Annotated in this window: 9 protein-coding genes; 5 read left to right on the top strand and 4 right to left on the bottom strand. The window is 68.9% G+C overall.

What is annotated here, in order from left to right; translation table 11 throughout:
- Positions 1–2: 2 nt before the first annotated feature.
- Complete coding sequence (locus ACZ1DY_RS24730; RefSeq protein ID WP_465481000.1) at positions 3–908, top strand: aminoglycoside phosphotransferase family protein; 906 nt, start codon at positions 3–5, stop codon at positions 906–908.
- 149 nt (positions 909–1,057) lie between these two features.
- Positions 1,058–2,272 carry a helix-turn-helix domain-containing protein gene (locus ACZ1DY_RS24725; protein ID WP_465480999.1) on the top strand — a complete coding sequence of 405 codons (1,215 nt, stop codon included), beginning with the start codon at positions 1,058–1,060 and terminating at the stop codon, positions 2,270–2,272.
- A 73-nt stretch (positions 2,273–2,345) separates the two neighbouring features.
- On the opposite strand, the gene ACZ1DY_RS24720 is transcribed toward ACZ1DY_RS24725, so the two are convergent.
- On the bottom strand, positions 2,346–5,369 hold the full coding sequence (locus ACZ1DY_RS24720) for an amino acid adenylation domain-containing protein (protein WP_465480998.1): 3,024 nt from the start codon (positions 5,367–5,369) through the stop codon (positions 2,346–2,348).
- Positions 5,370–5,669: 300 nt separating this feature from the next.
- Between ACZ1DY_RS24720 and ACZ1DY_RS24715 the strand changes: the two genes are divergently transcribed.
- Positions 5,670–6,068: a RidA family protein gene (locus ACZ1DY_RS24715; RefSeq protein ID WP_465480997.1), complete on the top strand. Its 399-nt coding sequence runs from the start codon at positions 5,670–5,672 to the stop codon at positions 6,066–6,068.
- Between the two features lie 120 nt (positions 6,069–6,188).
- On the opposite strand, the gene ACZ1DY_RS24710 is transcribed toward ACZ1DY_RS24715, so the two are convergent.
- A complete protein-coding gene (locus ACZ1DY_RS24710; protein ID WP_465480996.1) occupies positions 6,189–7,097 on the bottom strand; it encodes a TauD/TfdA dioxygenase family protein in 909 nt (302 codons plus the stop codon).
- A 542-nt stretch (positions 7,098–7,639) separates the two neighbouring features.
- On the opposite strand from ACZ1DY_RS24710, the gene ACZ1DY_RS24705 reads away from it, so the two are divergent.
- Together ACZ1DY_RS24705 and ACZ1DY_RS24700 are read left to right on the top strand one after the other, a co-directional pair.
- The gene (locus tag ACZ1DY_RS24705; RefSeq protein ID WP_465480995.1) at positions 7,640–8,518 is read left to right on the top strand and encodes a GNAT family N-acetyltransferase; all 879 of its coding nucleotides are present in this window, start codon (positions 7,640–7,642) and stop codon (positions 8,516–8,518) included.
- A gap of 366 nt (positions 8,519–8,884) precedes the next feature.
- Positions 8,885–10,117: an MFS transporter gene (locus tag ACZ1DY_RS24700; RefSeq protein WP_465480994.1), complete on the top strand. Its 1,233-nt coding sequence runs from the start codon at positions 8,885–8,887 to the stop codon at positions 10,115–10,117.
- Positions 10,118–10,132: 15 nt separating this feature from the next.
- Here ACZ1DY_RS24700 and ACZ1DY_RS24695 read toward each other — a convergent pair whose 3' ends face one another.
- Together ACZ1DY_RS24695 and ACZ1DY_RS24690 are read right to left on the bottom strand one after the other, a co-directional pair.
- Positions 10,133–11,338, bottom strand: a complete 1,206-nt coding sequence (locus ACZ1DY_RS24695; RefSeq protein ID WP_465480993.1) for an ATP-grasp domain-containing protein — start codon at positions 11,336–11,338, stop codon at positions 10,133–10,135.
- Positions 11,339–11,360: 22 nt separating this feature from the next.
- Entirely contained in the window at positions 11,361–12,530 is a 1,170-nt protein-coding gene (locus ACZ1DY_RS24690) for a cytochrome P450 (RefSeq protein WP_465480992.1), read from the bottom strand.
- Positions 12,531–12,652 lie beyond the last annotated feature (122 nt).

Raw genomic sequence — 12,652 nt, 5'->3', positions numbered from 1 at the left:
CTATGGTCAAGATGCATGCCGACGAGGCGGACATCGATGCCGGGCTCGTCCGGTCGCTGGTGCGCGCGCAATTCCCGCAGTGGGCGGGGCTACCGGTGCGACGGTCGGCTTCCGGCGGCACGGTGAACGCGATCTACCGGCTCGGCGAACGGCTCAGCGTCCGGCTGCCCCTCACCCAAGGGGGCGTCGAGGATCTGCGCCGCGAACTGCGGTGGCTCCCACTGCTCGCGCCCCTCCTGCCGGTCGCCGTTCCCGAAGCCGTCGCGGTGGGTGAAGCCACGCGGGAATACCCCTGGCCGTGGGCGGTGTATCGCTGGATCGATGGCGAGCCGGCGATCGAAGGCCGGCTGGCCGGACCCGAGCGCGTCGCGCGCGACCTCGCGGCTTTCGTCCTCGCGATGCGCGAGGTCGATCTCCCCGGTGGCCCCGTCGCGCATCGCGGCGGGCCGCTCGCCGAGATCGATCGGGAAGTGCGCGCGGCGATGGAGAAGCTCCGCGGCACCGGCGAATCCTTCGACGCGGAAGCCGCGATGGCGGCCTGGGACCACGCGCTCGCCGTCCCTGGCTGGTCCGGGCCGCCGTGCTGGGTCCATTCCGACCTGATGCCGAGCAATCTGCTGGTCGCGGACGGCGGGCTCGCCGCCGTCCTCGACTTCGGCACCGTCGGAGTCGGTGATCCCGCCAGTGACCTCATTCCGGCCTGGAACCTGCTGACGCCACCGGCGCGGGAGATCTTCCGTGGCGAGGCCGGTGTCGACGCCGATACCTGGTCGCGCGGCCGCGGCTGGGCACTGGGCATGGCGATCGTCCAGCTCCCGTACTACCGCGCGACGAACCCGGTCATTTCCGCCAACGCCCGTTTCGTGGTTCGCCAGGTTCTCGCCGATTTCTCGTTGAGAGGATCGTGAAAGGGGGGAGTTCGGGCCGGAACGCGACTTGCCACTTGCGGCCAGGGGCTCGCCACGCCGAGTTTCCATGATTTGCCAGCGTTGTTGCCCCAGGGTAGGATGTCGGCAGTCGCGAACCGGGTTCGCGTGACGTCGATCGCTGATGGAGCGTGGGCAAGGTGTTGGAGCAGCCGCATTTCGGTAGGCGCTTACGGGACTTGCGCCTGGAGAAGGGGCTCACGCAGGCTGCGCTGGCCAGTGACGGCCTGTCGACCGGTTACCTGTCCCGGCTCGAGTCGGGTGATCGTCCGCCGACCCCGCGCGTGCTCAACTATCTGGTGGACCGGCTCGGCGTTTCGTCGTCGGCGTTCGAGAAGGCTTCCGAGTCCCGGCTCGCCGAGCAGCTCGCCACCGTCGTCTCGGCGAACGGTGTGGTGGACGACGTCGAAGCGCTCGCGGGGGCTTTGCGGGCCGATACCGGGAATCTGACGCTGCGCTGGCAGGCGCTGTGGCTGCTGGCGGCGGCGATGAACCAGCGCGGCGAGCACGAGGAACAACGCGAACTGCTGGCCGAACTGGTGGAGCTGAGCGACGAACTCGCGGTACTCGAACTGCGGGTCCGGTCCCGGGTGGAGCTCGCCGGCCTGTTCCGCGTGCTCGGCCGCAACGACGACGCCAGGACGACGGCGCTGGCGGCGGTCGAGTTGTGCCAGGACGGCGGGCTCCCGGTCGCGGACAAGGCGGCCGCGCTCATGACGCTCGTGGCCGCCGAAACGGAGGCCGGGCTGATCTCGGAAGCCCGGGCCCGCGCCGACGAGCTTTCCGCCCTCACCCGTGACGCGCCACCGGAAGTCCGGGCGAAGGCGTTGTGGACCGCGGCGTCGGTGTACAAGCGCCAGGGCGACGACGGCGGCGCGATGAAGTTGATGACCGAAGCGCTCGAACGGATCGACAGCAACCAGGACGTCATCCTGTGGCTGCGGCTCCGGCTCGCGGCGGCGTCGATGGAACTGCAGGGCCCCGATCCGGAAACCGAGCTCGCGGCACGGTGGCTCGACGAAGCGGCCGCAGCCGTGGTGCTGGTCGGTTCGGTGCAGCACGACCAGGAACTGCGCGCCCTGCGCGCACACCTCGCTTTCGCCGCGGGCAGCTTCGACGAGGCGGCCGAGCTGGCGGGCTCGGTCGGTGACGGTTCGCATCTGGCGTTCCGCGACCGGGTACGGCTGGACATGCTGCGCGGCCGGATCGCGATCCGGCGGGGAGACGTCGAGGCGGGCAGCCGCGAGCTGCAGGAGCTGGCCAGGCAGGCACAGGAGAGCCTCAACATCGATCTCGCGGCCGAGATCTGGCGAGCGCTCGCCGAATCGCTGACGTCGGATCGGTGAACCCGGCATCGCCGCGCCGAGGCAAGGTCAGCGCGGCTTAGGTCTCCTGTCCCCGTGTCGAGCGCGGGCGCGGTCAAGAGCGTGGTCCCGCGGACAGGCGGTCCAGGAAACAGCGGGCCAGTGAGGTGGCGACCCGGGAGGGAACCACCTCCGGGCGGTAGGCGATCTCGGCGCGGAGGCCGCCGTCTTCGTGCGGCCAGAGTTCGGTGTGCAGCTCCAGCGGCAGGTCGATATACGGCTGATGGAGGAAGGCGGTGCGCAGGCCCGCCAGTTCCAGCCGGGGGACCGGGTTGTCCTGTACGGCGAACATCGCCTGGAACAGCGGTGGCCGGGCCGATCGCGGCCGGTTCAGCCGGTTCAGGATGTCTCGTAAGGGGATCTCCTGCGTGGTGAACGCGCGCGCGACGATCCGCCCGATCAGCTCCGGATCGCCGTCCAGCGCGGCACCTCGCAAGCGAAGCGGGACGGTGGTGATGTGACAGCCGATCGCGTGCTCCAAGGCCGGATCCGCGCGCTGGGACACGGGCACGCCGACGGCGAAGTCGCGTTGCCCGGTGACCTCGGCCAGCGCGCTCGCCCAGTGCGCGAGCAGGACGACGAACCTGGTCCGGCCCGCCGCGGCCGCGAGGGCGTCCACCGCCGCGAGGATCCTGGGAGAGAGGATGACCTCCACCCTGCCCAGCTCCGTGCCTGCCTGCCGGGGCGCGTCCGGCCACCGAAGATCGGGAACGCCGTCGAATTCCTTCGCCAGCTGGGTTTCCTGCGCGAGGACGTCCTCGCGTGACAAGGCGGATCGGTGCCGGGCCTCGGCGAGGTCGGGCGGTTCGGGGAGGTCGCTCGTCGTGCCGTTGTAGGCGGCGGCCAGGTCACGGGCGAGGATCGACTGAGAGAACCCGTCGAAGGCGATGTGGTGGACCACGCAGCCGAACAGGGTCACGGTGCCCGCCTCGACCAGCGCCGTGCGCCACACCTCGCCCTTGGCCGGTTCCAGCCGTGCGGACAGAGTTTCCCTGAGCACCCGGATTCCGGCGTCCAGTGCCGGTTGCGGTGGCAGCTCCTCGAGTGCCGGCGGGGGCACGTCGTCCAGCCAGGCGGCGGGCCGGGGGTCGGCGGCGTAGGTCGCGCTGAGCGGCTCGTGCCGCCAATGCACTTCCTCGACGGCGGCTTGGAGCGCGGCGCGGTCGAGGTCGCCTTCGACCGACCAGAGCAGCAGGCAGTTCGCGGTCCGGTCGTCCGGCGTGAGCAGGTGCCGGGTCAGAAAGACCTCCTGCATCGGGGTGAGCGGTACTTCGACGGCGTCCGGTCGGACGTCCGCCGGTTCCGGGCAGGCGGAATCCAGCCAGGCGGCCAGACCGGCGGCGGTCGGGTGCCGGTAGAGCCGCGAAACCGGGACAGGAGAGGCGGACCGAGCGGCCAAGCGCGCGCAGACCCGGCCCGCGCCCAGTGAGTCGCCGCCGAGCGCGAAGAACGACCGGCCGGCGGGCACGGACGTCCGGCCGAGTACCGCCGCGAACGTCTCCGCCACCAGGCGGACCGTGGGATCTTCATGGCGGAAACCGCCGGGCGCGGGTGCGTCCGTGAGCATCGCCAGCAACGCCCGCTCGTCGAGTTTTCCTTGTGCGGTGACCGGAAACGCGTCGACGCTGCGCACTTCCGCCGGACGTTGATAGGCGGCCATCGTGGACTCGAGCAGCTCCGGCACGCCTTCGAGCGGGTCCCCCGGTTCGGTGGGAACGCAGAACGCCACCAGATCCACCGCCGTTCCCGCGTCGTCCCGGCGGGCGAGCACACGGGCCTGACGCACCGGGCCGAGCCGCTCGATCCGGCGTTCGACCTCGGCGGGCTCGATCCGGTGGCCGCGGATCTTGAGCTGGCGGTCGGCGCGGCCACGGAACCGCAGCAGCCCGTCCTCGTCCCAGGCGCCGAGATCGCCGGTGCGGTAGATGCGGACTTCTTCTCCGTCGATCACGGTGTCGGCGAACTTTTCGGCCGTGAGCGCCGGATCGCCGAGATAGCCCACCGCGAGCCCGGCACCGGACAGGCAGATCTCGCCGGTCTCGCCGACCGCGCAAGGCCTGCCGCCGTCGAGTACGTGCACCCCGGTGCCGGGAACGGGACGGCCGAGGGGGATGCCGTCCGGTCGCGCCGCGTCCTGCGCGGTGATCCGGTGCGTGGTGGCGAACACGACGCTTTCCACCGGCCCGTAGCCGTTGAACAGGGCTGTTTCCGGGTGCTCGCCGAGGAACCGGCCGACGTGCCGGGGCGAGAGGCGTTCCCCGCCAGTCATCACCTGGCGCAGACCGGAGAACGCGCCCGGGTCCTCGTCGACGATCATGTTGAACAGGCTGCTCGTGAGCCAGACCGAGTCGACCCCGTGTCCGGCGACGCTCGCCCTCAGCGCGGCCGAGGACAGATACGGCTCGTCGATGATCAGTGACGTACCGCCGTTCACCAGCACCGACCACAGCTCCAGGGAAAAGGCGTCCCAGGCCACCGGCGCCGCCAGCGGCATGACGGTGGTGGCGGTGAAGCGGGCGAATCCGTTGCGCTGGAACAGTCGCAGGGTCGCCCGGTGCGGGACCAGCACGCCTTTCGGACGGCCACTCGTACCGGAGGTGAAGAAGACATTGCTCGGATCCGTTCCGGCGACCGTCGCGGGCCGGAACGTGGGTGGCGGCTCGACCGGGTGCCGTGGTGGTGACCAGATTTGGAGCGCGGGACGGTTCGCGGTGTCCGAGATCAGCAGGCGCGCGTCGAGCAGGTCGATCACTTCGCCGACCCGTGCCTCCGGCCACGAGGGGTCGAGGAGGGCGTACGCCGCGCCGGTCTTGAGTACGGCGAGCAGCGCGAGGATCAGTTCCGGGCCCCTCGGCAGGACGATCGGGACCACGTCTCCCCGGCCCACTCCGGTTTCCGCCAGCAGCGCTCCCCAGGCGTCGGCTGTGCGATCGAGGTCGGCGTAGGTGATCCGCCTGCCGCCGGAAACGAGTGCGATCGCGTCCGGGCGGAGCAGCGCGACGCGCGCGACGGCTTGGTGCAGGCCTTCGCCAGGGGCGATGTTCGGGCGCCCCTTCGTCCATTTCGTGTCTGGCAGCACGGTGTCCCCTCGGTGGAGTCGCCAAGCGGCTGGGTTGCCAACCGAATGTCACAAGCTTGCCTTAAAGTTGTCTAGTGCGGCAACATGTGACCGGTGTTCCCCGAAGGACGTGAATCGGACGTGGGTCGATGGCCCGCGATCGCACACTCGACATCGCGGGGCCAAGGTTCCCTGTGCCTTGCCCGCCGGGTGTCCGCGCCTCCCGGAGAACGCATTCGCCCACCCGCTACCGCGCGCGACGTGCGTGATTCGTCGCGGCGCCGTTGCTGACCACCCGATCCTCCGGCCTGGGAAAGGACCATGGCACTCACTCACATTTCCACCCCTGACGGCGTTCACCCCAGCGACGGCTACAGCCACGTCGTCACCGGCCCCGGCCGGGTGATCGCACTGGCGGGCCAGATGCCGTTTTCCCCCGAAGGTGAGGTCGTCGGCGAAGGCGACCCCGCGGTACAGGCACGGCAGGTGTTCGAGAACATGGGCCGCTGCTTGGCGGCGGCGGGGGCGACGTTCGACGACGTCGTCCGGCTCAACTACTACCTCACCGATATCAGTCAGGTCCCGGCGATCCTCGCCGTGCGCGATGAATTCATCGACACCGCCCGTCCGCCCGCGAGCACGGTCGTCCAGGTGGTGGCGCTGTTCCGGCCGGAGCTCCTGATGGAGGTCGACGGCCTCGCGATCCTGCCGGAGCGGTAACCGGACCGGCGGTGGATTCACTTCCACCGCCGGCCCGGCCGGTATCGCGCCCTGCGGCGGCGAAGCGGTTCTCCGGCTTCGCCGCCGTCAATAGGCTGTCCTGAGTGGCGGCGTCGCCACTCAGTCGGCGCCGGTGCTGAACGACTCGGCCTGTCCACGCAACAGAACGCTCGGGCGGCCATCCGTGCCGACCGGAACGGTGCCCACGGAGGTGACCCGTTCGCCCCTGCGGTGTGCCTTGCCGTAGTCGTAGATCGCGTAGTGCATTGTGGACTGGTTGTCCCAGATGGCGAGGTCTCCGAGGCGCCAGCGCCATCGCACGGTGTTCTCCGGCTTCGTCGCGTACTCGTGCAGCATGCGGATCAGGTCACGGCCGGCCTGGGGGCTGTAGCCCACCACGCGGCGGGCGAAGCCACCGATCAACAGCGACCGTTCCCCTGTTTCGGGATGCACGCGGACCGCGGGGTGCTCCGCTTCGAAGATCGAGGCGAGGTAGTTCGCGCGAAAGCGCTGGTCGCCGTCGTACGTGTCGTCGGTGTAGTCGGCGTCGTTCGAGTGCACGATCCGTAGTCCGTCGGCGAGGGCACGCAGGCCGTCGGGAAGGCTGTCGTAGCCGATCGCGGTGTTCGCCCACAAGGTGTCCCCACCCAGCGGCGGATTGATCTTGTTGTGCAGAAACGCGAACGAGGGTGGCTGCGCCAAGTAGGTCAAGTCGGTGTGCCAGTGGTTTGCCCTGGTGCCCTCTCCGCGCGAGTCCATCTCCCGCACCAGCGGCCGTTCCTCCGGCCCGCCGTAGATCGGATGCCCCAGCGTCAGCGGGCCGAAGCGCTGGGCGAACGCCACCTGGCTGTCGTAGTCCAGGCTCTGATCCCGCAGGAACACCACTTTGTGGTCGAGCAACGCCTTGCGAACACCGGCGATGGTCTGGTCACTGAGCGCGGCAGTGGTGTCCACGCCGTGGATCTCGGCGCCGATGTTCCCGGCCAGCCGAGTGACTTCGATATCGGCCGGCGCGATGGTCTCGGTCATGGTGCAAGCCTTTCTCTGATTACTCGGACAGACATCGAGGGCTGGCAGACCTGAGGTTTGGCGTCAATGCTGCCAGATATTGCCAAGATTGGCAATATTGCCTGGCTGGCCTTGATCACTCTGGTCGATAGGTTGCCAAGACGGTTCGTTCGGGGAGGCCTTTGCGCGGCTTCGACGAGGCTTCACCAGAGCTCGGCGACCAGTTCGACGTCGACTCGTCCCGGGAATCGCCGGCTCGCTCTGCTCGCGCCGCCTTGGACGCCCCGGCAGCCGGTGTGACACGCGGACGGGCACGGTAAATGAGGCGCCAGAGGGCTTATCAATTGTAGTGTCGTCCGGTATCCGCTGGAAAGAAGTGCGTCGTGCGTTCATGTCCGTTGCGGAAGGTCTTGTCGCCGATCTGAAGGGCAAGAAAGTGGCTTCGCGAACGCGGCGGGGAGACGGCGGTGCCACGCTGCAAACCAGTGCCAAGCGAGGAATAATGGCATTGCCACCGTGGCAAGCCTGTCGCAGCGATCGGCAACTCTTTGTACCATGGACGAATGGATCATGTTCTGGTCAGGCCGATGATCGACGCGGATCTCGCCCGCGCGGAACGCACGTCGTCGGAGACGTTCTACGTGAGCGATCAGCTCTCCAGAAGGGTCAACGAGCCGGAACCGCGACCGCGTGACGCCGCCGGGGCCGAAAAGTGGATCGAGCGGATGCGGTACTACCTCGACGTCGACCCGGCCGGCTGCTGGGTCGCCGAGGACGACGGCGCGATCATCGGGTTCGCGATTTCCCAGAACCGCGACCGGTTCTGGTACCTGGCCACCTACGGCGTGCTGCCCGACCGGCAGGGCGAGGGCATCGGCAGGCTGCTCATGGACGCGGTGCTCTCCTACGCCGACGGTCGCCAGGGCATGTTCTCCTCCACCGTCCATCCCGGCGCGACCCGTCGCTACCGGCTGGCGGGCTTCACCCTGCACCCGCAGGTGCGGATGGTCGGCAAGGTCGACCGGTCGACGTTGCCTGCGATCAGTGGCCTTCGTGACGGAACGGCCGACGACTTCGGCTGGATGGACAGGCTGGACACGGAACTGCGCGGCGCCGGCCACGGACCTGACCACGCCTACCTGATGAAGACGATGCGGCTGGTCGTCTCCAAGGCCGAAACCCGGCGCGGTTACGTCTACATCGACGACGCCGGTCGCGCGGCACTACTGGCCGCGGCGGATACCGGCACCGCGGAAGAGCTGCTCTGGGAGGCACTGGCCTCGGCAACGGGAGAGACCCTGGTCAACTGCATCACCACGGCCAACCACTGGGCCGTCGACGTCGGGCTCGCCGCCCGCCTCGACATCGGGCAGGAGGGATACCTGGCGGTCCGGGGCATGATGGACCCGCGCCCCTATCTGGCCAGTGGCCACTTCCTCTGATCCGGTGACGGCTTTCGTGAGCTGAAGTCGCCGTCTCTCTGGCCAGTGACCGCCTGTGCCGAGCCGGCGGTTTCGCGTGTCGAGGGGATGGCACCTGTGATCAGACGGACGACACGCGTGCCCCACCCGCCCCGGCTTCCCAACGGTGTCGTGCGATGTGGTGACGACGCCGGATCGCGGTAAGAGCTGTGTGGACACCCTTCCAGCTCGACGACGTCACGTACTTCGAGCGAGTCGGCTACCGCGAACCAGGATGAAAGGGCCTCACCGAGGCCTGAACGCGCCGGTGGCGTGGCCGAATTCGGCACGGGGCGACACGAACAAGCTGTTTGCTAATCTTGGCACAAACATGGCAATATTTTTGCCATGCTGGGTGCCGAGGTTGGAGAAAGCACGGTTTCGCCGGGCGGCCGCCGGGTGCGCGTGGTACTGGCGGTGGATCAGCTGCTGGTCGCTCTCGGTCTGTTCAGCCTTTTCCCGGTGCTGGGCGTGATGCTGGCATCGCAGGGGTCGGCGTCGAACGCGGCACTGGTCGGTGTGGGACTCTTCTGCTACACGGCTTCGGCGGGTCTTTCCGCTTTGTTGCTCAATCGATGGCTTCCCCGGCTGAGCTATCGGCACGGCATGGCGGGCAGCGCGCTGTTGTCGGCCGTGGCGTTCGGGCTGCTTCCTTACGTCCGTGCGGGCTGGGTGTTGTGCGGGCTGCTCGTACTCGCCGGGCTCGGCGTGAGTGTCCATTTTGTCCTGTCGAGGGTGTTCGTCGCCGAGCTGGTGCGAGACGACATCGGCCGTAACCGGATCTACTCCCTGCTGCAGATCGCGGTGAACGCCGCGGCCGCGGTGGGACCGCTGGTCGCGAGCGTGACGTTCGCCGTCGACCCGCGGTTGCTGCTCGCCTTCGTTTCCCTGTGCTACGTCGGCGGCGCCGCGTCACTGTGCTTCGCCATGCCGTCCCGGGAATATCCGCCGCCCACCAGCGGCAGGTGGCCGGTGAGCCGGGCCGTCCTCGGGAGAGCCCTTCGCAGCGCGGAAATCGTGCGGGTGCTGGTGGTGTGCGTGGTCGGCGCGTTCGTCTACGCTCAGTTCTTCTCCGCCTTCGCGCTCTTCGTCGCCGACTCGTTCAGCTCGGTGGCTTTGCGCGCGGGTCTGCTCGCCGCTCCCGCGATACTGATCGTGCTGCTGCAGGCCGCCGTGACCAAGGTGGTCACCCGGTTGCTCGAGGCGGGGGTCAAACCGTTCACCGTGCTCGGTGCGGGGACCATGGTGTTCGGTATGGCGATGCTGTTCCTGGGGGCGGGACTGCCGCTGGTGGCCGGGGCGGTTCTCGCGGCGGCGATGTTCTCCTTGGCGGAGATGCTGTTCACCCCGATGGTGAGCACGGCGTTCGCCGGGCTGCCGATCGAGTCCAGCCTGGAGTCGTTCAACCTGCGGCAGGTCTGCTGGACCGTCGGCGAGGCGCTCGGTTCGCTGGCGGGTGGCGGCCTTTACCTGTGGTTGCGGCTTCGCGGGGAAGCCTGGCTCTACTGGCATTTGCTCGCTTGGCCGACCTTGGCGGGCATCGGCGTCCTGTTGGTCGTTTCCGCCCGCCGCCGGGCTTGAGCCCGGACCGCGCGATCAGCCAGGAGTGAGCACGGTCTCGCTGGAAAACCACGAGGCGAGCCGCCGGATCCGGTCCGCGGTGTCGTGTTCGTCGGTCCCCTCGACCACGGCCGTTCCGGCGTGGATGTTGGAGGCGGTGGAGGAGTCGGCCAGCGTGTCACCGGGGCGCGACCGCAGCGCGACATGGCGGACACCGGGCCGCGCGAGGATTTCCCGCTCGCCGGGACAAGAGCGCAGCGTACCCGGCCCGGTGGCGAGGAAGACGTCTCCGAACCAGCCGTCCGCGACGTCGGGCGCCACGGCGGAGCCCAGTTCCAGCACCGCTCTCGCCCACTCGTCGTGCAGGTCCACCCCGTGCTGGAGGCGGATCATCTCGTCGAACGACCCGCCGGGGATCCGGCCACCGCATTCGCCGAACACCAGCCGGTCGTCGTTTTCGAAGACCTCCAGATGGAACACCCCGTCGCGGTGCCGCAGCGCGGCCATGCAGCGATCGGCCAGTGCCCGGCAACGATCGTAGAGTTTGTCGCACGCCAGCGGATGCTGCACCACGGTCGCGACGATGCCGCCCTCGCGGATCGCCAGCACGTTGTCCAGGTAGCGGCCGACGGAGACGAACAGCACGCGGCCGTCGCGCACGATCCCGTCCACGTGCAGTTCGGGTCCGTCGATCCATTCCTCGGCGAGCCACGGCCCGGCCGCGACGTCCAGTTCGCGCGCCAGTTCGAGGCGGCCCGCCGGGGTGCGCCAAGCTCGCACGCCCCGCGTGCCGGAGTCGGCCAGTGGCTTGAGGGCCCCGCGCGACTGGTCGAACGCCGCCAGATCCCCAGGCTGGACCACGAGGGCCGACTCCGCGACGGGAATGCCGGCCGCCCGGATGCTTCGCTTCTGGAGATCCTTGTCGCGCAACAACAACGCGTCCGACGCGGAGTGTGGCGCCCGCGGCCCGCCGACCACGGAGGCGTTGACAAGGGTGAACTCGTATTGGCTGCACACCACATCGAAGGCGTCGGCCGAGATCCCGCGGCGTTGCAGCCCGGCCAGAGTGGACTCGGTGTCGGCCGGGTCCTGCACCGGCACGACGTGCGCGTCGTCGAGTACGCCCTCCCGGTCGCGATCTTCACCCGCGGCGAGTACGCAGGTGACCTCGGCGCCGAGCGCGTGCAGGGCCCGCACCGCTTCCGGACGCCAGCCGATGAGCAGGACATTCCCCTTCGCCATCAAGTGTCCTTCCTCCGCCCGGTCAGACGGATGCCAGCCGTACGGGCAGGGTTTCGGGTCCGCTGACGGCGATCGAGCGCACTCTGGCCGCGGGCCCGTCTTGTTCGATGCGGTGTGGTGTGTCGAGGAGTTCGGTGAGCAGGAGCCGGGCCTGTGCCCTGGCCAGGACGCTGCCGAGGCAGAAATGCTCGCCCCCGCCGAGCGCGAGATGGCGGTTCGGGGACCGCCCGATGTCGAAGCGGCCGGCCTCCGGGAACACCTCTTCGTCGCGGTTGGCCGAGGGGACCCACAGCACGACCCAGTCGCCCGCTTCGATCCGCTGCCCGCCGATCACCACCGGCTCCGTCACCGAACGCATGCTGTGGACCGCGCTGGAAGTCCAGCGCAGGATCTCCTCGATCGCCGGGGCCAGCAGATCGCGATCGGCTCGCAGCCGCTCCCATTCGCCGGGGTGTTCGAGGAAGGCCTCTATCCCGCCTGCCAGCGCCAGCCGTCCGTTTTCCGTGGCACCGACCAGATTCTCGCAGTTGAGGAGGATCTCCTCCTCGGGGAGCAGTTCTCCTTGAACGGTGTCCCCGGCCAGCAGGCTCACCACGTCGTCGGCGGGGCCGGACATCCTGGCGTACATCAGATCGATGAAGTACCGCATGAGTTCCTGGTGCGCGGCAAGGGAAACTCCCGCTTCGAACGCCTCGTTGGTCCACTGGTAGAGCTGTTCGTGATCCTCGTCGGGCACGCCCATGATGTGCCCGATCGTGTACATGGAAAGCCGTCCGACGACGTCGTGGACGAAGTCGAACCGCTCCCGCTCGATCGCATCGGCGAGGATCGTGCGCACGGCCTTGCGCATGTAGTCCTCCAGCTCCCGGACCGCGCGGGTGGTGAACCGGCCGGCGACCACGGCACGGAGATCCTTGTGCCGTGGCGGATCGGTCAGCGCCAGCGTCATTCCGGCGCCGGGATCCTCGCCGAACTTCGACGGGCGCAACAGCACCCCGCGCGCGGAGCTGAACACCTTCGGATCGCGATAGGCGGCACGCACGTCCTCGTATCTCGTCAGCGACCAGAACGCGGGAAGGTCGCTCGCTTCGTGCCGGTGCACCGGCGAGTGCCCGCGCATCCAGTGCCACACCGCGTGTGGATCGCCGTCCGCGTGCAGTGCGGGATCGGTGAGCCGGGCGGGATCGGTCATGGCTGGCTCCTCGGACGGGGAGGGTGGCTTGCCCGCACAGCGGGTTGCCAACTTCTGCCAACAAGGTTGCCATCGCTTAGTGCGAATGGCAATCTGTTGCCATGTATCCGTGCGTGAAGGGC

Source organism: Amycolatopsis sp. PSD-21 (assembly GCF_055561455.1).
Note: the sequence above shows the minus strand (reverse complement) of the source record. Positions and strands in the feature narration are given on the sequence as shown.